Below are 25,691 nucleotides of genomic sequence, written 5' to 3'. Positions count from 1 at the left end.
AGAGGGAGATCCATGACCAAGCCGTACCTGAAGCCGCTCGCCCTTGCGGTGAGCCTGGCCCTGACGCTGTCCGCCTGCGGCAAGCACGACGACGCCGGGAAGGCCCCTGCCGCCGCCGGCAGCGCGCCTGCCCCGGCCGCCACCACCGCCGCCGCCGCGCCGGCCGCCAAGAAGAGTCCCTTCGACGTCAGCGAGCTGGATACAGGCATCAACGCTTGCCAGGACTTCAACGGCTTCGTCAACGCCAAGTGGGTCGCCGCCAACCCGATCCCCGAAGACCGCACCCGCTGGGGCGCCTTCGACCAGCTGGCCGAGAACAGCCTCAACACGCAGCATGACATCGTCGACGCCGCCGCCAAGGGCGCCGCCCAGGCGCAGGCCGGTTCGATCGAGCAGAAGATCGGCCTGCTGTACCAGTCGGGCATGAACGAAGACGCCATCGAGAAGGCCGGCTTCGAGCCGATCAAGCCCAAGCTCGACGCCATCGCCGCGCTGAAGAGCGGCGCGGACGTGGCCGACTACATCACCAAGAGCTACGCCGAGGGCGACGGCCAGGTGTTCCAGTTCGGCGCCGGCGCGGACTTCAAGCACGCCGACATGCAGATCGCCTACGCCAACCAGAGCGGCCTGGGCCTGCCGACCAAGGACTACTACCTCGATCCGAAGTACAAGGACATCCGCGACGCCTACGTGGCGCATGTCGCGCAGGCCCTGCAGCTGACCGGCGTGGCCGAGGCCGACGCCAAGAAGCAGGCCGACGACGTGCTGAAATTCGAGACCGAACTGGCCAAGGCTTCGCTGGCGCCGGTGGAAGAACGCGATCCGAAGAACCAGTACCACTTCGTCAGCGTGAAGGAAGCCGACAAGGTCACCCCGCACTTCAGCTGGGAGAAGTTCTTCAGCGCGCAGGGCGTGACCGTCGACAAGGGCTTCTCGCTGTCGCAGCCGAAGTTCTTCGCCGAGTTCGACAAGCTGCTGGCCTCGGCGCCGGCCGAGCAGTGGCAGGCCTACCTGCGCTTCCACACCATCAGCGACGCTTCGCCGTACCTGAGCAAGGCGTTCCAGGACAACAAGTTCGACTTCTACGGCAAGACCCTGGCCGGCCAGCCGCAGCAGAAGCCGCGCTGGAAGCGCGTGCTGGGCGCGGTGAACGGCTCGATGGGCGAGGCGCTGGGCCAGCTGTACGTGGCCAAGGTGTTCAAGCCCGAGGCCAAGGAGCGTGCGCAGGAGCTGGTCGACAACGTGCGCAATGCGCTGAAGGCACGCATCCAGAAGCTGGACTGGATGAGCGACGCCACCAAGGAAAAGGCCGTCGCCAAGTGGAACACCTTCCTGCCGAAGATCGGCTACCCCGACAAGTGGCGTGACTGGTCCGGCCTGAATGTCAGCGGCGACAACTTCTACGCCAACGTGCAGGCTGCGTCGAAGTTCAATTACGACTACGACCTGGCCAAGATCGGCAAGCCCACCGACCGCAAGGAGTGGGGCATGACGCCGCAGACGGTCAACGCGTATTACAACCCGACCGACAACACCATCAACTTCCCGGCCGCGATCCTGCAGCCGCCGTTCTTCGACGCCAGCGCCGACGACGCCATCAACTACGGCGGCATCGGTGCCGTGATCGGCCACGAGGCCAGCCACGGCTTCGACGACGAAGGCAGTCAGTTCGACGGCGCCGGCAACCAGGAAAACTGGTGGACCAAGGACGACCGCGCCAAGTTCGACGCGCGCACCGACAAGCTGGTGGCGCAGTTCAACGACTACACGCCGATCAAGGACAAGCCGGACGCGCACGTCAACGGCAAGCTGACCCTGGGCGAGAACATCGCCGACCTCGGCGGCATGAACGTGGCCTACGACGCGCTGCAGAGCGTGCTGTCCAAGACCCCGGGCTCGACCGAGCAGAAGACTGACGGCTACACGCCGGACCAGCGCTTCTTCCTCAACTGGGCCCGCGTGTGGCGCGGCCACGTGCGCGAGAAGCAGGCCCTGCTCTACCTCAACACCGACCCGCACGCACCGGCTTCGCTGCGCGCGATCGGCGCCCCGTCGAACATGGAAGCCTTCGCCAAGGCCTTCCAGTGCAAGCCGGGCGACGCGATGGTGCGTGAGGGCGAGAAGCAGGTGAAGATCTGGTGACCTGCGGTGCCGCGGCGTGAGTCGCGGCACTTCGGCGTGAAATGAAAAGCGCCGCACGCGAGTGCGGCGCTTTTTTCTTTGCCGTCATCCCGGCGCAGGCCGGGATGACGAGCATCAAGCATCGCGTGTACGGCGGTGCTCGTACGCCTTCAGATGCGCATAGGCGATACGCAGCAGCGGCAGCGCGGCACCCGGCGCGGCGCGCGCAATCAGATCCCCGACCACATGCTCGGCTTCGACCGGGCCACCCTGCTCCAGGTCGCGCATCATCGACGCACTGAGCGTCGAGCCTTCTTCGGTCAGCACACCGCGCGCCTTCGCCAGCACGCTTTCCGACGGCGCATGGCCGTTGTCGGAGGCGACGCGGCGGCAGTCTTCCAGCAACGCCAGCGTGGCGTCGAGGCCGCCGGGCGCGGCGACGATGTCGCCGACCGGTGCGCGCATCAGGCAGGTGATGCCGGCCAGCGAGGCCAGGAACACCCACTTGTCCCACATGTCCTGCAGCACGCTGTGGCTCAGCCGCGCTTCGAACGTCACGCCCTCCATCGCCCGGGCAATGCGTTCGACGCGCGCCGAGCGCGAGCCGTCGCGCTCGCCGAAAGTCAGGCTGTGCGAGCGGTTGAGGTGGCGGATTTCGCCGTCGGCGCCCAGCGTTGCCGCGATCACGCACAGCCCGCCGAGCACGCGCGCCGCGCCGAAGCGCGCATCCAATGCATCCAGATGCCGCATGCCGTTGAGCAGCGGCAGGATCGCCGTGCCCTCGCCCACGGCAGGCGCGACGTCGGCGATCACCTGCGGCAGGTGGTAGGCCTTGCAGCTGAGCAGGACCAGGTCGTATGGCTCGTGCAAGGCGTCGGCGCCCACCGTCGGTGCGCGCAGCGTGGCGTCGCCGAACGCACTGCGGATCGCCAATCCATGGCGGGCCAGCGCCTGCGCGCGCGCCGGTCGCACCAGAAAGCTCACGTCCTGCCCGCTTTCCAGCAGGCGTCCGCCGAAATAGCCACCGGTGGCGCCGGCGCCGACAACCAGGATGCGCATCGAAGATCTCCTTGGGGGCGGCCGGTCCGAAACACGTGCGGGCCGGCGAGGGGAAGCCGGAGTGTACGCCGGGGCGGCATGGGCTCCGGCTGCGGTGCCCGGGAAGCCCGTCCGTGAACGGAATGATTGCAAATCATTCTCATTAAAAATACGATGTGAAGATCACGGCCTACCCAGGGGATCCGCCGGCAGCGCCGTGATCGACAACCCCGCAGCCCGTGCCGCGCGATCGCCGCGGCGGCATGGGCGCACGCGCGCATCGCTTGCCGCCGCCGGTGCGCCCGCCCCACTCCGATGCACTGGAAAAGCTCCATGGCCTACATCAAAAGCCGCAAGCATTCTGTCCCGACCGCCAGGCTGCAGCCCGGCCAGCTCGCCGTCGCCACCGCCGCGCTGCTGACCGGCCTGGCCCTGGCCACGCCCGCCCTCGCCGCCGACGACACCGCCGCGGATCCGCAGGCGGCCAAGGCCAAGAGCCTGACGGCAGTGAACGTCGAGGCGACCCGCGGCAGCGACTACGTCGCCGACAAAGTGGACTCCCCCAAGTTCACCCAGCCGCTGCTCGACACCACCCAGACCATCTCGGTGATCACCAAGGACCTGTTCCTGCAGCAGGGCGCCACCACGCTGACCGAGGCGCTGCGCAACACCCCGGGCGTGGGCACCTTCTATGCCGGCGAGAACGGCAGCACCACCACCGGCGACGGCATCTACATGCGCGGCTTCGACACGTCCAACAGCATCTTCGTGGACGGCGTGCGCGACACCGGCACTATCTCGCGCGACATCTTCAACATCGAACAGGTCGAAGTGACCAAGGGCCCGGCCGGCACCGACTACGGCCGCACCGCGCCGACCGGCGCGATCAACCTGGTGACCAAGCAGCCGCTGCTGCAGAACGCCATCTCCGGCCAGCTCGCCTACGGCAGCTCCGACCGCAAGCGCGCCACCGCCGACTGGAACCAGGTGCTCGGCGCCGACAGCGCGTTCCGCCTCAACCTGATGGCGCAGAACAGCGGCACGCCCGGCCGCGACGAAGTGGAGAACAACCGCTGGGCCTTCGCGCCGTCGCTGGCTTTCGGCCTGGGCACCGCGACCCGCGTGTACATCGATTACCTGCACGTCAAGCAGAACAACATCCCCGACGGCGGCGTCTCCACCATCGGCCTGCCCGGCTACAGCAGTCCCGATCCGGCGCGTCCGTGGCTGGCCAGTGCGCGCCCGGTCGATCCGTCCAATTTCTACGGCACCGACGCCGACCACGACCACGTCAAGGCCGACCTGTTCACCGTGCTGCTGGAACACGATTTCAGCGATGACCTGGCGTTGCGCAACACGCTGCGCTGGGGCCGCACCCGGCAGGACTATCTGCTGACCTCGTTCATGGCGACGGCGGCCAACCTGCTTACGCCGAACGCCAACGATCCTTCCACCTGGACCGTCGCGCGCAGCAATCCGACGTTCAAGGACCAGACCAACAAGATCCTCACCGACCAGTTCAATCTCCGCGCCAATTTCCAGACCGGCAGCATCACCCACAACCTCAGCTCCGGCATCGAGCTGACCCGCGAGGAAGCGGACACCACCGGTGTCGTGTCCCTGGTCAACACCTGGCCAAAGGCCAACCTGTACCGCCCCGACCCGCACGTGACGGGCATGCAGTGGTTCCGCAACGGCAGCTATACGCACGGCAAGACCGACACCTATTCCGCCTATGTGTTCGACACGCTGAAGTTCAACGAGCAATGGCAGGTCAACGCCGGCGTGCGCCTGGACCACTACCAGACCGATTTCGACAGCGCCGTCACCTGCGGCGGCCGCAACGCGCCGGCCTGCGGCGCCCTGCCCGCCAACACGGCGGTGCCGGGCCTGGATGCGCGCAAGAGCGGCAACCTCACCAACTGGAAGGTCGGCGTGCTGTACAAGCCGGCCCCCAACGGCAGCGTGTACGCCAACTACGCGATCTCGCAGCAGCCGCCCGGCGGCAGCACGCTGACGCTGAGCAGCTCGGCCAACAGCGCCGACAATCCCAACTTCGATCCGCAGAAAGCCAAGACCGCCGAAGTCGGCACCAAGTGGGAGTTCTACGACAGCCGCCTGATGCTTACCGGCGCCATCTACCGCACCGAGATCAACAACGACGTGGTGCAAGATCCGGTCGACCTGCAGTACTACCAGACCGGCAAGAAGCGCGTGCAGGGCGTGGAGCTCAGCGCCGTGGGCAAGCTCACCGAGCAGTGGGCGATCAGCGCCGGCTACACCGTGATGGACTCCAAGGTGATCAGCGGCAGCAAGGTCACCAGCGACGGCAGCACGGACCTGGCATACACGCCCAAGTCGGCGTTCACCGCCTGGACCACCTACACCTTGCCGTTCGGCCTCACCGTCGGCGGCGGTGCGCGCTACAACGGCCAGCTCAAGCGCGGCACCGATGGCGCGATCGGCACGCCGGCGTATACCAAGTCGTACTGGGTGTTCGACGCGGTGGCGACGTACCCGATCAACAAGCACGTCGACCTGCAGTTGAACCTGTACAACCTGTTCGACAAGGAGTACGTCGCGGCGATCAACAAGAGCGGCTACCGCTATACGCCGGGTGCGCCGCGGTCGGCTATGCTGACCGCCAACGTGCGCTTCTGACGCGCCCTGACGGTTCCTCGGCCTCCGGGCTGTAATCCTTCTCCCTCCGGGAGAAGGTGCCGGCAGGCGGATGAGGGTGCGGGCGGAGCGGTGCACATCACTCTTACGCTCCGCCCGCACCCTCACCCCAACCCCTCTCCCGGAGGGAGAGGGGCTCGGGTTTCGGCACCTTGCGAGGACCGCCATGCTGCTACATATCCCCAACGTGCTGGCGCCCGAGCAGTTGCGTCAGGTTCGCCATGAACTGGACCACGCCGACTGGACCGACGGCCGCCAGACCGTCGGCGCGCAAGGCGCCCAGGTCAAGCGCAACCTGCAGTTGCCGGAAGCCTCGCCGGTGCGCGAGGCGCTGGGACGGCTGGTTCTCGACGCGCTCGCGCGCCATCCGCTGTACCACGCCGCCGCGCTGCCGCTGCGCACGCTGGCGCCACGCTTCAACCGCTACGAAGGCGGCGGGCATTACGGCTTCCATGTCGACGGCGCGGTGATGGCGCTGCCCGGTGGCGGGCAGCTGCGCAGCGACATCTCGTGCACGCTGTTCCTGGCCGGGCCGGACGAGTACGACGGCGGCGAGCTGGTCGTCAACGACACCTATGGCGAGCATGAAGTGAAGCTGCCCGCCGGCGACCTGGTGCTGTATCCGTCGAGCAGCCTGCACGAGGTTCGCGCGGTGACCCGCGGTGCGCGGCTGGCGGCGTTCTTCTGGGTGCAGAGCCTGGTCCGCGACGACGGCCGGCGCCGCCTGCTGTTCGACCTGGATGTCGCGATCCAGGCACTCACCGCCAACCCGGGCACCGACCGCGGCGCCCTGCTCTCATTGACCGGCGTCTATCACAACCTGCTGCGCCAGTGGAGCGAGACCTGAGCGACGCCGCACAGGCGCCGCTTGCGCAACTTCAGGTCGGCACGCAGGTGCTCTGCACACCCAGCGATTGCGATGTCACGCTGCCGGAGGCATTCACCGTCAGCTGCGCACCGGGCACGGCCGTGGTGCTGGAGCCGGTGCCGCTGGCGCCGGTCGGACGGAAGCAGCTGGCGAATTTCGGCTGCTTGTTGTCGGAGCGGCGGATCTGGCCCTGCGACCCGAAGCTGGTGATCACGCTGTCCAGGCCCTGGATCGAGAGACCGTCACGCGCGTTGGCGGCGCGCAACAGAATCGCGCCGGACGCGGTGCTGTAAGCGGTGTTCGCCACGCCCTTGCCGGCCTGGTAGGTATAGACCAGCCAGCCGTTTTCATACGCCTTGCCGTTGCCGGTGCAGGTGGCCTGGTCCGAGCTGGGGCAGATCGACACCACGTTGCCGCGATTGATCGCCTCGCTGCGCGCGTAGGCGATGTCCGCCAGCAGCGCATTGCTCGCCGCGCTCACCTTGTTGCGCCGCATCGCGTCGCGGAAGCTCGGCGCCGCCACCACCAGCAGGATCGCCGCGATGGAAAGCGTGATCATCAGCTCGATCAGGCTGAAACCGTTCGTTCCCTGTCGCTTCATGGCGGTCACCAGCACGTGCCGTTGGTGGTCGTGCCGGTCGAGCCCTTCGCGCCGGCGTTGGTGATGTTCAGCGCCTTGCAGTCGTCCTTCGCCTGCGGACCGCCCGCCACCGGCGTGGCCGTGGCGGTGAAGGTCGTGCCCGGCGTCGCCGGCGTCACGGCGACGGTGTAGTAGCCCTTCTCCGACGTGTTGCCGCTGCCGAAGCCGATATCGCTCAGGCTGCCGTAGCGGTTATTGGTCGAATAGAACCGCTCCTGCGCGCTGGCCACGCGCAGCAGCACATTCTGTCCGTCCGCACGCCGGGCGCGCAGCCCGTAGCGCAGATAGTTCGGCACCGCGAAGGCGGCGAGGATGGCGATGATCGCCACCACCACCATCAGTTCGATCAGGGTGAAGCCGCGTGCGTCGCGATCGAGCAGGCGCATGGTCTTGATCATTGCGTAATCCCTCGCCAGGAACGGCGGCGCCAGATGGCGTCGTTGATGTTCAGAACATTGTTGCTGCCGCTGAGCTTGAGGCCGGGCACCAGCACGCTGCCGCCGCCCACCGTGGTCACCAGCGGCACCGTGCCGGAAGTGCGCGGATCGTTCACGCGTCCGCCCACCACCGCGGTGTTGGTGCCGGCCCAGGAGCTCACGCCCGGCGCCGACAGGCCCCCGTTCGCGCCACCGGTCGCCGCGTTCACCACCATCAGTGCGCCCTGGATGCTGGCATTGCACGGATCGTTGGTGCCCGGGATCAGCGTCTGGATCACCACGCGGCCGGTGTCGAACAGCGCGCCTGGCGTCACCACCACGCGTTCGCCGGCCGACGAGGTCGACGGACCCAGGTCGAAGTACCAGCCGTTCTTGGTCGATGGCACCGGGTTGTCGGTGATGCCGCGCGCGATGGTCTTGCCGTCGTCGGCCAGCGCCTCGCTCAAGGTCTGCGCCACCAGCTGGCTGCGCGTCACGGTCGAGCCGACGTCGCGGATGCCGTACACCGACTGCGTCACCGCGCTGCCGCTGGTGTTGTCGCTCACGCCCAGGTACTTGCCGGTGCCGAACACCACGATGAACTTGTTGGTGACCGGATCGGCGAACAGGCGCGGCATGCTGGTGATCGGCTGCGCACCCGCGGTGGCCGGCTTGAATGCCAGCGTCACGCTCCAGGCATTCGGGTCGCTCGAGGACAGGTCATAGCGCCACAGGTTGCCGTCCAGGTCGCCGGCGAAGGACACATCGTCGACCTGGTCGTCGTTGTAGTCGCCCAGCACCGGCGTGGCCAGGCCATGGCTGTTCGCGCCACCGGCGCTCGTGCCAGGCGTCTTCAGCTCGCGGATCAGCTTGCCGGTCTGCGCATCCAGCACGAACAGCGAGCTGAAGGTGTTGGAGGCCGCCGCCGGCGAAGTGCAGTTGGCGCCGGTGAACGGAGCCTTGGTGCAATCCGGGAAATAGCCGCCCGGGACCAGCACCACCCACTTGCCATTGTTGAGGCGGCCGATGTTCGGCTGGCCGTAGGTGTAGCCGATATTGGCCGGATTGCCGCCCGGGTTGGTGGTGCTGCCGTCGGTCCAGGTGCCCTGCACCGGAGTGTCGGCATTGAACTCCCACAGCACCTTGGCCGTGCCCATCGAGCTGGGATCGGTGATGTCCAGCGCGTACACGCCGCGGCCGCCAAGACGCAGGCCGCCGACCAGCAAGGTATGCCAGCCCTGAGAGGTGGACACCGGCGAGGTAGTTGTCTGGCTGAAATACACGTCGCGCGTGACCGGCACGCCATCGACGGTGGGCATGAACTTGAAGTTGTCCTTCAAGGTGAGGTTGCCCAGGTTGCCGTAGACCGAGCGCGGCACGTAGCCGAACAGTTCCAGGCCTGCACCCGTTGCCGGCGTCACGTTGCCGCTGGCATCCGTGGTCAACGATGCGTCGAACGCATGCAGCATGCCGTCATTGGCGCCGACGTAGACCACCGGCTTGCGGCTGAGGTTGTTCTTCACGAACGCCTCGTAGGTATGGCAGGTAAGCGGCGTCAGCGTGGCGCAGTTGGCCGCGTCGCCCGCCACCGCCGTCTGCTCCGGCGATCCCGTCGGCCAGCCGTTGCGATAGCCGCTGGCCGGATAGCTCACGTACACCGCCTGCGAACCGATGATCGCGCCCAGCAGATGGTTGCGCTGCCGGAACGTGGTGGACTCCTTGCTGCGATCGCCGCGCAGGTAGTCCACGCGGGTCTGGCCGGTGTCGTTGGTGGCGTCGATGCTGGCCGGCGTGCCGGACAGCAGGGTCTGCCCGGCGCTGTCCAGCGCAGTGAAGGTCTTGAACGCCACGCCGCCGGCGAAGCTGCCGTCGCTGCCTTCCTTTGCAGTGAGGATGTTGCGGCTGCCTGGCGGGGACTTGGTCGCATCGTCCAGCAGCGCACCCGCGTCCCACACCGTGGTCGAGGTCGAGCCGTTGGCCGAGACCGACACCGCCTGGAACGTACCGCTCCAGTCCGCCGAGCTGTAGCCGGTGTTGAAGCCGAGCGCGCCAGGCACCAGCACCGCCGAGTTCACCGCGCCCGTATTCGCCGGAATGGTGCGCGCGCTGATGTTGGTCAGGATCGCGCTGAGCTGGTCCACCAGGTTCTGCGGGTTGCCCGCGCTGAAGTAGGCGCCGCGGCTGTTGATCGCCGCATGCCAGGTGTCGTCGATGCCAGGCGGCGAGTTGTTGGCGGGCAGCGTCCAGCCCCTGGCACCGGTGGAGTTGGTCTGGCCGCGGCGCAGCGCGCACAGGTCGTTCGCGGTCGACACCACGCAGTCGGCATCGTTGGTGAAATTGAGTTCGCCGGCGATACCCAGGGTCACCATGTACTGGACCAGGTGCGGCCAGTTGGCGGGATCGTTCTTCGGGTTGAAGTACTGCTCCAGCGTCGTCGACGAAGCCCCCGTCACCACGCCGGTGCTCTTGTCGGGCATGTACGGCGGCACCTGCTTGCCATTGGCAGGATCGTAGAGATCCGGTCGCAGGTTCGACGACCAGTAATTGAAAGCGATATTCGCCAGCGAGGACGTGTACTTCGCGCCCTGCACGTCCCAGAACACGCGCGATTCCGCTGCGGCTGTGGAATACGCCGTGCCGTCAGGCAGCGTCTGCGCGGTCTCGCCGTCCTTGAAGGGCGTGGGCAGGCCGGGGTCGCTCTCGTTCCAGTAACCGTCCGTCACCACCATGTGGAAGTTCTGGCGGCAGGTCAGCTCCAGGCCGTCCGCACCGGTCTTCGCCGGCGGATCCCAGTACGGATCGTGCAGGTCGCCGTTCGCGCCGGTATTGCCGTAGCCGCGCTGGAAGAACGAGCCAGCGCGGATGGTCGATGCGCGCAGCGGCGTATTGCCGGTGGCCGGCACCTGGAAGATCCAGTTGAAGAACGCGGAGCGGTAGCAGTTCGGCGGCGTCTTCACCGTGCCCGTCTGCAAGCCGATGGCGGTCGGGTCCGTGCTGGAGGCATCGCAGGCCGGTGAATTGGCATCCATCAGGTTGCTGATGATGGTGCTGCTCTGCAGGCGGAAGGTGTCGTCGGTATAGAGGTTCTGCCACGCCACACGGAAGGTGCTGCCGTAGCCGCCGTCGGAATTCGGCGCACCCAGCTTGCCGAACACACGCGACAGCGCCGTGCGCGTCATCAGGTTGCGCGTACGGTAGTAGGCGTACCAGTTGGCGAAGTTCTGCCATTCGTTGACGGTGACGCCACCGATGGTCACGTTCTGGTTGCGGACTGCCACCGCTTCCCAATTGCTGCCGCTATAGAGATTGTTCAATCCGGTGCTGTCCGGATTGCCATAAGCATCGACGGTGATGGCCGGTGCGGAAGACTTGTAGCGGTAGTAGTACGGACCACCGTTCGGATACGCCACGCCATCCGGACCATTCTTGGTGTAGTCCATCGGCGAACTGCCGTAGCCGCACTTCCAGCGATTATCGGTGCCGGAATTTGGCGTGGTCTCCGTCCATTGCCACGATTTCGAGTTGGAGCGGCAGGTTCCGTTCGGCCTCTGGTCGATGCAGACGCAGGATCCGGGATCCGCATTCGCCGGGCAGCTCGAACCGGTCTTGGTCTGGGTGGAAGACCAGATGGCGGTGAGGTCGGTGGCACCCGTCGGGTCGGTGGTTCCGTTGGGGTTATTGCGATAGGCGCCGGTGGCGTCCAGCGCGACCGCGCTGCGGGGGCGGTTCACCGAAATGCCGTCCAGCGGAACGCGGACCAGGTTGGCATCGGCGTTAGGGAACGACGTACCGTCTGCCTCGATGGGCGGCGAATACACCACATTCGGGTTGTAGTACACGCCGTTCATGGCATGCGACAGGATGTTGGTCGCGCTGCTGACGCGCGGATCGATCACGCCGGCACAGCGCCAGGGACCGGTCCAGCTGCCATCGTCAAACGGCCGGTTATCGCCCATGTAATTGCTGGCCATCGAACCGGAATCGTCGAAGGTCACCGCAATATTCGGCGCCACGCCCTGGGTCAGGTTCGGCGGCGTGGGGCTGAGCTCCACCACCGCGGAAGGCGTCGCCGCCGTGCTGGTCGTCGCCAGGATGCTGCTGGCCAGCACCGGCGCGATCTGCGCATCGGCGGTGGGCACGAACGGCACCGGCAGGCCACCCAGCAGGGTCAGGCCGAGCGCGAGCGCGGCGATGCCGCGGCGCGTCGAGAAGAGTTGGCGAATACGCATGACTGGATGGCTCCGGCTCTAAGGCTCGTGTGCTCAATTGCTCTTGGCGGCGAAGGTGCTTTCCATCACCCGTACCGTGTTGGAATCGGCGCCGGTGGCGCGCGCGGTGATGCGATAGACGTGGCGGCTGGTGCTGCCGGTGCCGCCGCTGCCCGAGCCGGTGGCGCCGGACTCGTGCAGGCCGCCGCTCGCGCCCGGCGGCAGCTCCACGCCCATGTCCTCGATGATGTAGACGGGATTGCTGGCCAGCGCGCCGGTCTTGGCGGTGCCGGACAGCGCGGTGAAGTTGGTGCCGCTGTCCGAACCCTGGTAAGTGGCCGCGCCGGCGGTGATCCAGCCGGTGCCGTTGCGGAACTTGGTCACCGTGCCGGTGCTGCCGTACAGCGCGGTATTGCTCGGGTCATAGCGGTAACAGTTGCCGGCCAGCACGCCGGAGCCGCACAGCAGCGGCGTGCTGGTCAGCTTGGTCGTGCTGGTCCACAGCTTCCACTCGACGCCGCGCAGCGTGGTCTCCGCCGCCATGTCGGCCAGGCTGGTGTTGCGCAGGCCGCCGGCCATGCGCTCCTGCAGCAGCGAGCGGCCCGACGCGCTCAGCGCCAGGATGGTCAGCAGCACCAGGAAGATCAGCGCGACGATCAGCACCACGCCGCGCTGCTGGTGCGCGCGCGGCAACCGCCGACCGGAATGTGCGTACATCATTGCGTTTCCCCTCTAGACCGCGCGGCGGCGTCCCGCCTCACGGATTGAAATTGCGCACCGCCACCACCGCGGTGAACTCGCGGCGCAGCATCGGATCGACGAAACCCTGGTCGCTCGGCTTGATGCCATGCGCCGACGGCGCGGCCGGCGTGGTCTTGCCGTCGATACCGTAGGTGTAGGCCAGGTCGTTCGCGGTCAGCGTGTACAGCGGGATCTGTCCGTCGATCACCATGTTGATTTCGACACTGGACACCGCGCGCCACAGGCAGCCGGCGGTGGTGATCTTGTTCACCTCGCCCGGCGGGCAGGTGATGCCGGTGGCGGCATCCACCACGTCGGCGGTGACATAGCGCACCTTGCCGTCCACGTCCTGGATGCCGTAGCGGAAGTCCAGGCGTTCCACGCCGCGCACCAGTTCGTCCTCGGTACCACCCGGGTTGGCGGTGGTGCCGTCGGCCTTGAACGGGCCGCCGTTGACGCGGCGCATCAGCGCACCGGTGGTCTGGCCGTTGCCGTTGTCCACCACCTTGAGCCAATAGGTGACGGTCTGGAAATCGCGGTTGAAATCGAACAGCTTCGGCGCCGACAGCGGCTGCTGCGGCGCGGGCGCGGCAAAATTATTGGCGCTGGTCGGCGTCAGCGTGGCGGCGCCGCTCTTGGTCACCGCGAACACCTGCGCATTGGAGCAGTCGGCCAGCATGGCCATGTCGCCGCTGGCGAAATCGGCCGGCGGCGGCTCGCTGGAAGTGGCCTGGGCGATGGTGATGCTGGCGATGGCCGAACCGCTCGAGGCGGCCGTGGCGATCGAAGTGCCACCGGCGCCGATCGCCCAGCCACGGTCCGCGTTGACATAGCGCACGGTGATCACGTCGGTGCCGATCACCCGGCTGCCCACGGTCTTGGCCATGGCGGGAACGCCGGTGGCGACGTTGAGCACGGAGTTCGGATCGATCGGCTTGCAGGTGGTCGAGGTGAGGCCGCAGTCGTAGCCGCGCATGAACATGTACGACGGCATCGAATACTGCGCCGTCGGCTGCGCCGGATAGGTATTGGTGCCGCTGGTGGCGCCGAACGCGGTGGTGATGTCGCCGATCGCGGTGGTCACGTTCTTGGCATAGACGACCGGCGCGCGCAGGCCATCGAGATACAGCTGCGAGGCGGCCGCCGGCTTGGCCACGCCGCCGGAATTGGTGCAGTACTGGCCGTTGGCCATGCTCAGGTCCTGCTTGAGCCGGGTCACCGCGAAACGCCCCTCTTCCTGCAGCCGCGCCAGCTGCGTCTGCGCGCGGTTGCTCGAGGAGGTGGAATTGAAGATGGCCACCACGCCGCCGGCCACGATCAGGCCCAGCGCCATCGCCACCATGAGTTCGACGAGGGTCAGGCCGGCCTGGACGGCGCGGCCGGCAAGAGTCGGATGCGCGGAAGTCGTCACGGCTGGAAGGTCCAGGAGAAGGTCTGTGGGGCCACCGCGGTGGCTTGCTGTTGCTGCTGGTCGCCGGACTGCTGCTCGTCCCAGGTGATATTCATCGTGCAGATGCCGCCGTACGGCGGACGCATGCCGACCTGGCCGGGATCGGCCGGGACCGCGGCGGTCGCGCCCGAGGCGGGCGTACCCAGCGTCCAGCCCGCCGGGGTGAAGCCGGCCGGGTTGTTGTTGCACTGGACGCTCGCCTTCACGTTCGGCAGGAAGCTGCTCAGCTGCCGGCTCCAGGCGCGCTGGTCGGACTGCGCCAGCAACTGCGGCGTGCAACCGGAGGCGCAGTCGTTGTTGGCCGCGCTGCTGGCGGCCACCGGATAGCCGGCGGAGTTGTAGAACCCGCTCCACACGCCGACCGGGTTGGCGCCCATGCGGTCGGCCATGGTGCTGGCCAGGAAGGTCACCTGGGTGCGCTGGTAGGCCGAGTGATTGGACCGGGTCGCCATGACCATGAGACCGGCCAGGCCGATCAGGCCGATGCTGAAGATCAGCACGGCCATCATCACTTCGATCAGCGACACGCCACGCTGACGCGAGACGACATGCATGAAGGACTCTCCCCTGGAAGCCGGGGTACTGTCCTCAGGGCCAGATAATTCCTACAAGCGGAATCCGATAAGCGGCAGGAATCGCCCGATGAGCGGCAAGACCGCTCCGAGCGAGCTGCGTAGCTTCGCAACTCAAATGAGTACTGGATCGCACTAACCGACGACCGGTTTGGAAGGCCAGCCTGTCGGGAATCCCCTACGGCCAGCGGCCCCTGGGTCGGGATGACGTCTGCGGCGTCTCTAGCTCAGGCAGGCCTCTCCGGCGCCCAGCCCCCGGGTAGTCACCCGGCCGGAGGCATTCACCGTGAACTCCACGCCAGGCACGGCGGCCGTGCTGGTACCGGGTCCGGAGGCGGACGAACGGAAGCACACCGTGAATTTCGGTGGCTTCTTGATGGAGGCATGCAGTTGGCCCATTGCATCGAAACTGAGGCTGCGGTCCAGTCCCTGGATCGCAACACCATCGCGCGGCGGACCGAAGCGCAAGGGGAGCCCACGCGTTCGCATGGCGGGGATCGCGCCATCCGTGCCTGCAAGGCCCAGGTGGACCAGCCAACCAGGCTCGTAGGCATTGGTTTGATCGCACTTTTTCCGGTCCCTGGAGCTTGTGCAGACCGACACCACTATCCCGCCGAGAATCGCCTCACTGCGCGCATAGGCGAGGTCCGCCAGCAGAGCATTGGCTGCCGCGGTGACCTTGTGACGTCGCACCGCATCGCGAAGTGAGGGCACTGCCACAACCAGTAGAACGGCCATTACCGCCAGCGTCATCATCAGCTCGACCAGGCTGAAACCCCTCCCGCCCCGTTGCTTCATGGCGATCACCATAGACAGGAACCATTGGTGGTATGCCCGCGGAAGGTTTTCTGACCGAGATCATTGGTGTCCATGGCCAAGCAACCATCCTTCGCCTGAAAGCCACCCGGTATGGGTGTGGCCGAGGCGTTGAACCAGGTCCCCTTGGCGTCCGTTCTCAGGGTGATTTTGTAATAGCCCTTGTCCGATGTGGCCTCCTTGAAACCGAGGTCGGTCATGCTCGTCGCATAATGGTTATTGACGGCGTAGTAGCGCTCCTGCGCCATGGTGACGCTCAATAAGGTCTGATGCGCATCCGCGCGTCTGGCACGAAAGCCATAGCGCAGGTAGCTGGGCACCGCGAAGGCCGACACGACGGCGATGATCGCCACCACCACCATCAACTCGACCAGGGTGAAGCCGCGCACATGGCGATCGGGACGGCGGAAACGCACACTCATGGCGTAATCCTCCGCCAGGACCGGCGGCGCCAGATCGCGTCGTCGATGCTCAACACGCTGTCGCTGCCGCTGAGCTTCAGGCCGGGCACCAGCAGGCTGCCACCGCCGACCGCACTTACCACCGGCATCGTGCCGGAGGCGGTGCGCGGGTTGTCCACGCGGCCGCCGACCGCGGCGGTTCCGCTGCCGGTCCATGCGCTCACGCTCAGCGACGAGAGACCGCCCCCCGAGCCGCCGGTCGCCGCGTTCACCACCATCAGTGCGCCGCCGACGCCGCCGCTGCACGGGTCACTGCCCGGTATCAGCGTCTGGATCACCACGCGCCCGGAGTCGAACAGCGCGGTCGGTGTGACAATCACACGCTCGCCGATGGACGAAGCCGACGGCCCCAGGTCGAAGTACCAGCCGTGCTTGTTCGACGGCACCGCATGGTCGGTCAAGCCGCGCGCGGTGATCTTGCCGTCGTCGGCGGTCGCCTCACGCAGCGTCTGCGCCACCAGCTGGCTGCGCGTCACCGTCGAGCCGATATCGCGAATGCCATATACCGACTGCGTCGTCACGTCACTGCCGTCTTGCGGCCCCAGGTACTTGCCGGTGCCGAACACCACGATGAGCTTGCTGGTGGCGGGGTCAGGGAACAGCCGCGGCATACCGGTGATCGGCTGCGTGCCTGCCGTCACCGGCTTGAAGGCCAGGGTGACCTTCCATGCCGCCGGATCGCTCGATGAAAAGTCGTAACGCCACAGGTTGCCATCCAGATCGCCGGCGAACGCCACGTCGTCGACCTGGTCGTCGTTGTAATCGCCCAGCACCGGCGTGGCCAGGCCGTGGCTGTTGGTGCCGCTGCGAGCATCGGAGGTCTTCACCTCGCGGATCAGCTTGCCGGTCTGCGCATCCAGCACGAACAGCGAGCTGAAGGTGTTGGCGACCTGCGCCGGCGTGGTGCAACCGGCGAACGGTGCCTTGCCGCAGTCCGGGAAATAGCCGCCCGGCACCAGCACGACCCAGCTGCCGTTGTTGAGCCGGCCGATGTTCGGCTGGCCGTAGGTATAGCCCAGGTTGGCCGGATCGCCGCCGGGGTTGACCGCGCGCCCATCGCTCCACCCGTTCTGCCTGGGCGTGTCTGCGCTGAACTCCCACAACACCTTGCCGGTATCCATCGAAGCCGGATCGGTGATATCCAGCGCATACACCCCGCGCCCGCCCAGCCGCAGGCCCCCGACCAGGATCGTGCGCCAGCCCGGCGAGGTCGCCACCGGCGTGGTGGTGCTCTGGCTGAAGTACACGTCGCGCGTCACCGGCACGCCATCGACGGTGGGCATGAACTTGAAGCCGTCCTTGAGCGTGAGATTGCCCAGGTTGGCGTAGACCGAGCGCGGCACGTAGGCGAACAATTCCTGACCGGCGCTCGCCGCAGGCGGCGCGTTGCCTGAGCCGTCCTTCGTCATCGATGCATCGAATGCGTGCAGCATGCCGTCGTTGGCGCCTACGTAAACGGCTGGTTTACGATTAAGACGATTCTTCACGAACGCCTCATAGCTGCTGCACGTCGAGGGCGTGCGCCGGGCGCAATCGCTCGCATCGCGCGCCAGGGCCTGCTGCTCCGGCGAATTGGCCGGCCAACTGTCGCGATAGCCGCTGGACGGGTATCCTACGTGGACCGCCTGCGAACCGACGATCGCGCCAAGCAGATGGTTGCGTTTGCGGAACGCGGTGGCCTCCTTGCCACGGTCACCGCGCAGGTAATCGAGGAAATACTGGTCGGTGGTTCCCGCCCTGCGCGCGACATCGGCGAACAGGAGCCTCGCCTCCGCGTCGAGCTGGTAGGCCAGCTTGAACGCCACGCCTTTGACGCGGCCATCGCGGTCGCGGGCACCGGTGAGAACGTTGCGCGCGGCAGGATGCGACTTATCGAGCATGTCGCCGGCATCCCAGGCCACGTTCGAAGCCTTGCCGTTTGCGCTCAACGAGACTGCCTGGAAGGTGCCGCTCCAGTCCTTCGGGTCGTAGCCGGTGCTGAAGCCGAGCGCACCAGGCGCCAGCACGGAGGTGTTCACCGCGGAGAGGTTCGCCCCACTGACCGTGACCGGGGATGTACCCGCCTGGATGTCGATAAGCGCTGCCTTGATCTGGCCAATCAGATTCTCCGGATGACCCGGGCCGAAAAACGCGGTGCGGACGTTGGCGCCCGCACCCAGCGACTCGCCGCCGTAAGGCCTGTTGTAATCGGTAACGATCATGTGGAAGTTCTGCCGGCAGGTCAGCCGCTTGCCTGCGCCGCCGGGCTGTGCCGGAGGCTCCCAGTACGGATCGTGCAGGTCGCCAGTCGCACCGCCGCTGCCATTGCCGCGCTCGAAAAACCTCCGCGCGCGCGCGATGGCTTCGTTACTCGGCGTATCGGTAAATTTCGTATCGTCGAACAGCCAGTTGAAGAATGCGGTGTTGTAGCAATTCAATGGCGTCGACCGCTTGCCGGCCTGCAGGCCCTCGGCAACAGGGTCGACCTTCGCGGCATCGCAGAACGGGTCATGGAAGTCGATGAGCGGCGCGATGACTGCATCGCCCTGCAACCGAAAGGTGTCGCCAGCCCCGACGTTCTGCCACGCCACGCGAAGCTGACTGCCGAAGCCACCCCCAGTCCCCGGCACGGCCCTGCCTAACCGGCCGAACGCATGCGACACCACGCTGCGCATCATCAGGCTCGGGGTGCGGTAGTAGGCGTACCAGTTGGCGAAATTCGCCGTGTCGTCCACGCGCACGGCTTCCCAGTTGCTCCGGTCGTAGAGACGCGCCAGACCCGTGCGGGTAGGTTTACCCTGGGCGTCGACCTCGATCCTGGGCGACCATTGCTTATAACGGTAGTAATAGGGGCCGCCGGCATCGCCAGGCAAAGGTGACGATGCATCCGCACCGCAGGTCCAGCGATGGTCGGTTACTTTCTCCTCGTAAACGGTCTTCTTGACGTCGACAAGCTCCACCCACCTGTATTGCGTTGTGCCCTTACAAGCTCTACGGAAATCTTCAAGCCTCGAATATGAAGAAGCGGGAGTCCAGTTACCCCAGCCTGAGAGGCAAGCACAACCGAGGGCGAGTTTATAATCTGCAGCGCCAGGCCGAGGATTGCTCCATGGAGCAATCGTTAAATTGTCGAGAATATGCTCGCCAAAAACGGTCAATCCCGCATTTGAAAAGGTCGGGCATAAATAATAGTGGTCATACTTGTAATCTTTCACCTGTGTAACGATCGTTTTGGGTATGGCCTCCACCGTTCGCCGGGCAAGCAAATTGGTCGAAGAATTACGAATCTGCCACCTGCCGTCCGGATTCAAGCCATTCGAATCCGTGCCCATCCGGCTTTCGTAGTAAACGGGAGAAGCAGACATTCCCAGCGGTTGGCGCGGACGATTTGCCGCCACCCCCTCATCTGGCACCATCTTCGGATCGGCATCGCGAAGCGGAATGCTGCTCCTGAGCGGCGACACATATCGCACCGTCGGGTTGTAATACACGCTATTCATCGAATGTGAGCGGATGTCCGCCGGATCGGTAATCCGCGGATCGATCACGCCGGCACATTTCCAAGGGCCATTCCAGTCACCGAAGTCGAACGGGCGCGATTGCGGCGAATAGGTTCTGAACATCGGCCGCGAATTATCGAAGGTCACCACGATGTTCGGCGCTACCCGCCCCTGCACCAGGTTCGGCGGCGCGGGACTGAGTTCCACTGACTGTGCGTCGGCTGTCGGTACGGGCACGCCGCCCAGCAGAAGCAGGCCAAGCACCGCGGCTGCCTTGCCGCGTATGGATATGAAAGGAAAAACACGCATGCTGGATAACCCCGGCCCGAAGGCACGCTTGCTCAGTTGCTCTTGGCGGCAAAGGTGCTTTCCATCACCCGCACCGTGTTGACGTCCGCGCCGGTCGCCCGCGCGGTGATGCGATACATATGGCGGCTGGCGCCTGCCGTACTGCTGCCCGCGCCGGTGGCGCCCGATTCGTGCTGCCCGCCGCTCGTACCCGGCAGCGATTCCACGCCCAGGTCTTCGACGATGTAGACCGGGTTGTTCGCCAGGCCGTCCTTCGGCGCGGCAAAGTCGGTGTTGTTGTCCGCTCCCTTGTAGGTGGCCGCACCGGTCGTCACCCATTCCGTGCTCTTGCGAAATCGGGTCACGACCCCGTCGGGGCCGTACAGCGCGGCGTTGTCCGGGTCGTAGCGATAGCAGCTGCCATCCAGCGCTCCGGCGCCGCACAGCAGCGGCGTTGCAGTGGATTGGGCCGCGCCGGACCACAGCTTCCACTCCACCCCGCGCAGCGTCGTCTGCGCCGTCGCGTCGGCCAGGCTGGCGCTGCGCAGGGCGCCGGCCATGCGTTCCTGCAGCAGCGAGCGGCCGGACGCGCCCACGCCGAGGATGGTCAGCAGCAGCAGGAAGATCAGCGCGACCATCAGCACCACGCCGCGCTGATGTGCTGCGCGTGGCAGCCGACGGTTTGAATCTGCGTTCGTCATGTGATTTCTCCGCGTAGCAACGGGCGTCACGGATTGAAATTGCGCACCGCCACCACCGCGGTGAATTCGCGGCGCAGCATCGGTTCGGGGAAGCCCTGGTCGCTCGGCTTGATCCTGTGCTTCGACGGCGCCGTCGGCGTGGTCTTGCCGTCGATGCCGTAGGTGTAGGCCAGCTCGCCGGGCGCGAGCGTGTACAGCGGGTTCTGCCCGCTGACCACCAGGTTGACTTCGATGCTCGATACGGCGCGCCACAGGCAGCCGACGGTGGTGATCGGATTGGGCTCGCCCGGCGGACAGGGAATACCCTTGCCCGCGTCCACCACATCAGCGGTGACGTAGCGCACCTTGCCGTGCGCATCCTGGATGCCATAGCGGAAGTCCAGGCGTTCGACGCCGCGTACCAGCTCCTCCTCGGTGCCGCGCCAGCCGCCCCAACCCATGTATTTCGGGCCGCCGTCCATCCGGCGTACCAGCGCACCGGTGGTCTGGCCGTTGCCGTTGTCCACCACCTTCACGTAATAGGTGACGGCGTGGAAACTGCTTCCGAAGTTGAACAGCTTCGGCGCCGACATCGATCGCGGCAGCACGGGCCTGGCGAAGGTGTACCCGGTGAACCACAGCTGTGAACCGCTCCGTCCCATGTGGAACACCTGCGCACCGGAGCAGTCGGCCAGCATCACCGTAGCGTTGGCGTAGTCAGTGACCGGCGGTTCGCCGGGCAGCGGCCTGAGGGTGATGCTGTCGATCGCACCCGTTGAAGGAACGGTGGCGATCGATGTACCCGAGCCGCCGATCGCCCAGCCACGATCGGGATCGAGGTAGCGCACGGTGATCACGTCAGTGCCGATCACACGGCTGTTCACGGCCTTACCCATGTTGGGGATGCGACTGGGTCCCCACGAATACGCTCCTGGATCCACAGGTTTGCAGCTGGCGGCGGTGAGGCCGCAGTCGTAGCCGCGCATGAACAGGTATGACGGCATCGAGTACGGCGCGGTCGGCTCGGCCGGATAGGTGTTGCTGCCGCTGGTCGTACCGAAATACGTGGTTACGTCGAAGATATCGACCTGAAAGTACTTGCTGTACACGACCGGCGCACGCAGTCCATCCAGATACAGCTGCGATGCCTCTGCCGGCCTGGCCGCGCCGCCGGAGTTATTGCAGTACAGGCCATTGGCCTTTTCCAGGTCGCGCTTCATCCGCGTCACCGCGAAGCGCCCTTCTTCCTGCAGCCGCGCCAGCTGCGTCTGCGCCCGGTTGCTCGATGACGTGGACTGGAAGATCGCCACCACGCCTACGGTCACGATCAACCCCAGCCCCATCGCCACCATGAGTTCGATAAGAGTGAGGCCGGCCTGCGTGTCACGAGCCGAAGCCAACGAATGCGCAGGCCCCCTCATGGCTGGAACGTCCGCACGAAAGTCCTGACCATGCCGTCGTGAGCACGCTCGTTCCATCTCACATACAGCCAGCACATCCCGCCATACGGCGGACGCATGGCCAGCTGGCCGCGGTCGGCCGGCGCGGTAGCGGTTGCCGGCGTCCAGCCCTTCGGCGCGTATCCGGCCGGGCCGTTGTAGCAGCGGATGGTGCCCCAGGTCGTCTCGTCGTTCGGCAGCAAGGTAATCAGCTGGCGCCGCCATATGCGCAGATCGGCTTCGGCCAGTTCCTTCGGCGTGCAGCCGGCGCTGCAATCGTTCTCTGCACTGCCCAGCGAGGCATAGCTGCCCGGCGTTTCGTAGAACCCGCTCCATACGCCTACCGGGTTGGCACTCATGCGATCGGCCATGCTGTCCGCCAGGAAGATCGCCTGCGTGCGCTGGTAAGCCGAGTGGTTGGAGCGCGTCGCCATCACCATCAGCCCGGCCACGCCGAGCAGGCCCACGCTGAAGATCAGCACGGCCATCAGCACTTCGATCAGCGATACGCCACGCTGGCGCAATACGGCAGGCATGAGGTCGTTCCCCTTGAGATGGGAGCGACTTTCCACGCGACGCATCGATCGGGCCAAGCGAAGTCCGACGAATGGAAGCAGCTTTCCGACGAGCGCAAAGCCTTGCTTTGCGATCAGTACGCGGGCCGGCTCATGGGGTACCGCGCGGCCTCGAAACCCGTTTCCCTAGGCATCCGCCCCGCGTGAGCGGATAATCACCGACCCGATTCGCCGAAAAAGCAGCGCACGATGTTCGTACCAGGCCAACGTTGGATCTCCACCGCCGAACCTGAGCTGGGCCTGGGCACGGTGCTGCGGGTGGAGGGACGCGGGGTGCAGGTGCTGTTCGCCAAGGCCGGCGTGCTGCGGCCCTATGCGGTGGATTCGGCGCCGCTGGTGCGCGCGGAATTCCGCGCCGGTCAGCGCGTCTCCGGCAAGGGCATCGCCTTCCTGGTCGAGCGGGTCGAGATCAAGGAAGACCTGCTGATCTACCGCGGCGAGGGCCGCGAGCTGCACGAAGGCCAGCTGGACGACGAGCAGAGCGTCAGCCAGGCCGACGACCGCCTGATCGGCGGCCGCACCGACCCGGTGGCCCGCTTCGACCTGCGCCTGGAAGGCCTGCAGCGCCGCGCCGCCGCCCGCCGCTCCGCCGCCTGGGGCCTCGGCGCCGCGCGCATCGGCCTGGTGCCGCACCAGCTGCGCGTGGCCGGCATCGCCGCCTCGCGCCGCCCGCCGCGCGTGCTGCTGGCCGATGAAGTCGGCCTGGGCAAGACCATCGAGGCCGGCATGATCCTGGCCCGCCAGCTGGCCACCGGCCGCGCCCAGCGCGTGCTGGTGCTGCTGCCGGACACCCTGGTCTACCAGTGGTTCGTCGAACTGCTGCGCCGCTTCAACCTCAGCTTCGCCATCTACGACGAGGAACGCTGCGAGTCGCTGGACCTGAACGGCGACGGCGCCAACCCGTTCGAAGACGATCAGCTGGTGATCGCCGATTTCAGCTTCCTGGAACACAACCCCAAGCGCGCCGAGCAGCTGCTGGCCGCGCCGTGGGACCTGCTGGTGGTGGACGAAGCGCACCACCTGGCCTGGAGCCCCGAGGCCGCCAGCCCGCGCTATGCGCTGGTGGAGCGCCTGGCCGCCGCCACGCCGGGCGTGATCCTGCTCACGGCCACGCCCGAGCAGCTCGGCCGCAGCGGCCACTTTGCCCGCCTGCGCCTGCTCGACCCGCAGCGCTACAGCGATCTCGCCAGCTACTTGGGCGAGGCCGACCGCTTCCAGGAGCTGTCGCGCATCGCCGACCGCCTGCTCGACGGCGAGCCGCTGGACGATACGCAGCTGGCCCGCCTGCGCGAGGCCTTCGCCGGCGACGAGGCCCTGCTCGCGCATCTGGCCGACACCACCAAGCCCGCGCATGCGCGCGAACTGCTCGCCGCGCTGATCGACCGCCATGGCACCGGCCGCGCGATGTTCCGCAACCGCCGCGCCGGCATCGGCGGCTTCCCGCAGCGCCTGCCGGTGTGGCACCTGCTGGATGCCGGCCTGCTCGGCGAGGGTGGCCGCCAGGCGCTGCTGGCCGAGTTCCATGCCGACATCCAGCAGCCCTCGCCGCCGCTGGAGCCGGATTACTCGCTCGATCCGCGCATCGACGCGCTGGTGACACTGCTGGACGCGCATCCGCAGGACAAATTTCTGCTGATCTGCCGCAGCCAGGCCAAGGTACTGGCGCTGGAAGAAGCGCTGCGCACGAAGAGCGGCGTCGGCGTGGCGCGCTTCCACGAAGGCCTCGGCATCGTGCAGCGCGACCGCAACGCGGCGTATTTCGCCCAGCCGGACGGCGCGCGCCTGCTGATCTGCTCGGAGATCGGCTCGGAAGGCCGCAACTTCCAGTTCGCCCACCGCCTGGTGCTGTGGGACCTGCCGCTGGATCCGGATCTGCTCGAGCAGCGCATCGGCCGCCTGGACCGCATCGGCCAGAAGCACGACATCAGCATCCACATCCTCGCCGTCGCCGACAGCGCGCAGCACGTGCTGGCGCGCTGGTACGACGAAGGCGTCGACGCCTTCCGCCACAGCCCCGCCGACGGCCGCGAACTGCTGCGCCGCTACGGCGAGCCGCTGGCGCGCCTGGCCGACGAGCACGCGCGCGGCGACGACAACCGCGACCAGGAACTGGACGTGCTGCTGGCCGAGACGCGCGCCAGCCACGAGGAAATGGCCGCGCTGATCCGCGACGGCCGCGATCACCTGCTGGAACTGGCGGCCAGCCGCGACCTGCACGCCGACGAATTGCAGCAGGCCTTCACCCGCGAGGATCACGATCCGGGCCGCGACGATTTCATCCAGCGCCTGCTCGAACAGTTCGGCATCCATGCCGAGGAGCTGAGCAGCAAGGTGCTGCTGCTCGACCCGCAATACCTCTCCACCGACGCCCTGCCCGGCTTCGCCGAAGGCCCCGTGGCGGTGACCTTCGCCCGCGAGGTGGCGCTGGCCCGCGAGGACCTGCCGCTGCTGCGCCTGGATCATCCGATGGCCGCCGGCGCGCTGGACCTGGTGCTCACCGGCGAGGACGGCAATGCGGCCTTCCTGGTGGACGACGCCTTGCCGCCGCGCACGGCGCTGCTGCAGGCGGTGTACCTGCTCGAGTGCGTGGCCGATCGCAAGCTTGACGCCGAACGCTTCCTGCCCGTGCTGCCGGTGCAGGTCACCGTCGATACGCGTCTGGCCGAGCGCGCGGGTTTCCAGCCGAGCGACATTGCGTTGCGCAAGGCGGCGGACCGCAATATCGAGGTGCCGCGGTATCGCAAGTTCCTTGCGAAGCTGGTGCCGCCGATGCTGGAGAAGGCGGAGGAGCTCGCGAGCGAGCGCGCCAGGGGCGACATCGACGCGGCGGTGGCGGAGGCGACCGCTGCACTGGATGCGGATCTGTCGCGGTTGTTGGCGCTGCGCGCGGTTAATCCGGCCATTGGCGAAGGGGAGATTGCGGCTGCCGCAGCCGAGCGCACGGCGCTGCTGGAGGCGCTGCCGCAGGCGCGGTTGCGATTGGACGCGGTGCGCTTTGTGGTGAGCCCGGATTTTCTGGCGCTCCGCTGAGGGGGTGCTGGCGCACCCTTTGCTCGTCATTCCGGCGCAGGCCGGAATCCAGTTTCCGTATCGCCTGATGGTCGCGATCCGGTGACCTGGCCGCTTATGCAGCGGGCATTTCGGACGCCTGCCGGCGCCCGAGTTACTTTTTCTTTGCTGGCCCAAAGCAAAAGTAACCAAAAAGAAATGGCCTAAGAGC

General features: G+C 66.7%; 17 protein-coding genes. 4 read left to right on the top strand and 13 right to left on the bottom strand.

The genetic code is table 11. The features are described 5' to 3' along the window. Positions 1–12 precede the first annotated feature (12 nt). Entirely contained in the window at positions 13–2,142 is a 2,130-nt protein-coding gene (locus BM172_RS08005) for a M13 family metallopeptidase (RefSeq protein WP_026635191.1), read from the top strand. A gap of 114 nt (positions 2,143–2,256) precedes the next feature. On the opposite strand, the gene panE is transcribed toward BM172_RS08005, so the two are convergent. Next, entirely contained in the window at positions 2,257–3,180 is a 924-nt protein-coding gene (gene panE / locus BM172_RS08000; protein ID WP_026635190.1) for a 2-dehydropantoate 2-reductase, read from the bottom strand. Between the two features lie 312 nt (positions 3,181–3,492). On the opposite strand from panE, the gene BM172_RS07995 reads away from it, so the two are divergent. Next, positions 3,493–5,820: a catecholate siderophore receptor Fiu gene (locus BM172_RS07995; protein WP_026635189.1), complete on the top strand. Its 2,328-nt coding sequence runs from the start codon at positions 3,493–3,495 to the stop codon at positions 5,818–5,820. Positions 5,821–6,004: 184 nt separating this feature from the next. Beyond that, positions 6,005–6,685: a Fe2+-dependent dioxygenase gene (locus BM172_RS07990; RefSeq protein WP_026635188.1), complete on the top strand. Its 681-nt coding sequence runs from the start codon at positions 6,005–6,007 to the stop codon at positions 6,683–6,685. A gap of 31 nt (positions 6,686–6,716) precedes the next feature. Here BM172_RS07990 and BM172_RS07985 read toward each other — a convergent pair whose 3' ends face one another. The 12 genes from BM172_RS07985 to pilV (BM172_RS07930) all read right to left on the bottom strand — a co-directional run bounded on the left by BM172_RS07985 (position 6,717) and on the right by pilV (BM172_RS07930) (position 22,432). Continuing rightward, positions 6,717–7,307 carry a GspH/FimT family pseudopilin gene (locus tag BM172_RS07985; RefSeq protein ID WP_143096492.1) on the bottom strand — a complete coding sequence of 197 codons (591 nt, stop codon included), beginning with the start codon at positions 7,305–7,307 and terminating at the stop codon, positions 6,717–6,719. Positions 7,308–7,312: 5 nt separating this feature from the next. Then, entirely contained in the window at positions 7,313–7,744 is a 432-nt protein-coding gene (locus BM172_RS22880; protein ID WP_026635187.1) for a type IV pilin protein, read from the bottom strand. After that, complete coding sequence (locus tag BM172_RS07975) at positions 7,741–11,991, bottom strand: pilus assembly protein (protein WP_026635186.1); 4,251 nt, start codon at positions 11,989–11,991, stop codon at positions 7,741–7,743. The genes BM172_RS22880 and BM172_RS07975 overlap by 4 nt, the downstream gene beginning before the upstream one ends. A gap of 33 nt (positions 11,992–12,024) precedes the next feature. Next, positions 12,025–12,687: a pilus assembly PilX family protein gene (locus tag BM172_RS07970; RefSeq protein WP_177218799.1), complete on the bottom strand. Its 663-nt coding sequence runs from the start codon at positions 12,685–12,687 to the stop codon at positions 12,025–12,027. 40 nt (positions 12,688–12,727) lie between these two features. Continuing rightward, positions 12,728–14,122 (bottom strand): PilW family protein, encoded by a 1,395-nt coding sequence (locus BM172_RS07965; RefSeq protein ID WP_026635184.1) that lies wholly within the window; start codon positions 14,120–14,122, stop codon positions 12,728–12,730. Beyond that, positions 14,119–14,715, bottom strand: a complete 597-nt coding sequence (gene pilV, locus BM172_RS07960; RefSeq protein WP_051548651.1) for a type IV pilus modification protein PilV — start codon at positions 14,713–14,715, stop codon at positions 14,119–14,121. Before pilV (BM172_RS07960) ends, BM172_RS07965 begins: the two co-directional genes overlap by 4 nt. Before the next feature lie 240 nt (positions 14,716–14,955). Next, positions 14,956–15,543 (bottom strand): GspH/FimT family pseudopilin, encoded by a 588-nt coding sequence (locus tag BM172_RS07955; protein WP_051548650.1) that lies wholly within the window; start codon positions 15,541–15,543, stop codon positions 14,956–14,958. Continuing rightward, a complete protein-coding gene (locus BM172_RS07950; RefSeq protein WP_051548647.1) occupies positions 15,537–15,971 on the bottom strand; it encodes a type IV pilin protein in 435 nt (144 codons plus the stop codon). Before BM172_RS07950 ends, BM172_RS07955 begins: the two co-directional genes overlap by 7 nt. Beyond that, positions 15,968–19,798, bottom strand: coding sequence for a pilus assembly protein (locus tag BM172_RS07945; protein ID WP_081805161.1), 3,831 nt, complete (start codon positions 19,796–19,798; stop codon positions 15,968–15,970). Before BM172_RS07945 ends, BM172_RS07950 begins: the two co-directional genes overlap by 4 nt. 32 nt (positions 19,799–19,830) lie before the next feature. Then, positions 19,831–20,478 (bottom strand): pilus assembly PilX family protein, encoded by a 648-nt coding sequence (locus BM172_RS07940; RefSeq protein ID WP_081805160.1) that lies wholly within the window; start codon positions 20,476–20,478, stop codon positions 19,831–19,833. 26 nt (positions 20,479–20,504) lie between these two features. Beyond that, positions 20,505–21,857 carry a PilW family protein gene (locus BM172_RS07935; RefSeq protein ID WP_177218798.1) on the bottom strand — a complete coding sequence of 451 codons (1,353 nt, stop codon included), beginning with the start codon at positions 21,855–21,857 and terminating at the stop codon, positions 20,505–20,507. Between the two features lie 17 nt (positions 21,858–21,874). Continuing rightward, positions 21,875–22,432, bottom strand: coding sequence for a type IV pilus modification protein PilV (gene pilV / locus BM172_RS07930; RefSeq protein ID WP_051548644.1), 558 nt, complete (start codon positions 22,430–22,432; stop codon positions 21,875–21,877). A gap of 228 nt (positions 22,433–22,660) precedes the next feature. On the opposite strand from pilV (BM172_RS07930), the gene rapA reads away from it, so the two are divergent. Next, positions 22,661–25,501: an RNA polymerase-associated protein RapA gene (rapA, locus tag BM172_RS07925; protein WP_026635180.1), complete on the top strand. Its 2,841-nt coding sequence runs from the start codon at positions 22,661–22,663 to the stop codon at positions 25,499–25,501. Positions 25,502–25,691: the final 190 nt, after the last annotated feature.

It is taken from the genome of Dyella marensis (genome assembly GCF_900112865.1).
GTDB classification, from domain to species: Bacteria; Pseudomonadota; Gammaproteobacteria; order Xanthomonadales; family Rhodanobacteraceae; genus Dyella_D; species Dyella_D marensis_A.
This window is presented reverse-complemented; position numbering and strand designations above follow the sequence as displayed.

Bases quoted from the DNA above. Each gene is read 5' to 3' on its own strand.
- BM172_RS07995 (WP_026635189.1), top strand. From the start codon at position 3,493: ATGGCCTACATCAAAAGCCGCAAGCATTCTGTCCCGACCGCCAGGCTG.
- rapA (WP_026635180.1), top strand. From the start codon at position 22,661: ATGTTCGTACCAGGCCAACGTTGGATCTCCACCGCCGAACCTGAGCTG.
- BM172_RS07950 (WP_051548647.1), bottom strand. From the start codon at position 15,971: ATGAGTGTGCGTTTCCGCCGTCCCGATCGCCATGTGCGCGGCTTCACC.
- panE (WP_026635190.1), bottom strand. From the start codon at position 3,180: ATGCGCATCCTGGTTGTCGGCGCCGGCGCCACCGGTGGCTATTTCGGC.
- pilV (WP_051548644.1), bottom strand. From the start codon at position 22,432: ATGCCTGCCGTATTGCGCCAGCGTGGCGTATCGCTGATCGAAGTGCTG.
- BM172_RS07955 (WP_051548650.1), bottom strand. From the start codon at position 15,543: ATGGTGATCGCCATGAAGCAACGGGGCGGGAGGGGTTTCAGCCTGGTC.
- BM172_RS07945 (WP_081805161.1), bottom strand. From the start codon at position 19,798: ATGCGTGTTTTTCCTTTCATATCCATACGCGGCAAGGCAGCCGCGGTG.
- BM172_RS07990 (WP_026635188.1), top strand. From the start codon at position 6,005: ATGCTGCTACATATCCCCAACGTGCTGGCGCCCGAGCAGTTGCGTCAG.
- BM172_RS07975 (WP_026635186.1), bottom strand. From the start codon at position 11,991: ATGCGTATTCGCCAACTCTTCTCGACGCGCCGCGGCATCGCCGCGCTC.
- BM172_RS07940 (WP_081805160.1), bottom strand. From the start codon at position 20,478: ATGACGAACGCAGATTCAAACCGTCGGCTGCCACGCGCAGCACATCAG.
- pilV (WP_051548651.1), bottom strand. From the start codon at position 14,715: ATGCATGTCGTCTCGCGTCAGCGTGGCGTGTCGCTGATCGAAGTGATG.
- BM172_RS07985 (WP_143096492.1), bottom strand. From the start codon at position 7,307: ATGAAGCGACAGGGAACGAACGGTTTCAGCCTGATCGAGCTGATGATC.
- BM172_RS22880 (WP_026635187.1), bottom strand. From the start codon at position 7,744: ATGATCAAGACCATGCGCCTGCTCGATCGCGACGCACGCGGCTTCACC.
- BM172_RS08005 (WP_026635191.1), top strand. From the start codon at position 13: ATGACCAAGCCGTACCTGAAGCCGCTCGCCCTTGCGGTGAGCCTGGCC.
- BM172_RS07970 (WP_177218799.1), bottom strand. From the start codon at position 12,687: ATGTACGCACATTCCGGTCGGCGGTTGCCGCGCGCGCACCAGCAGCGC.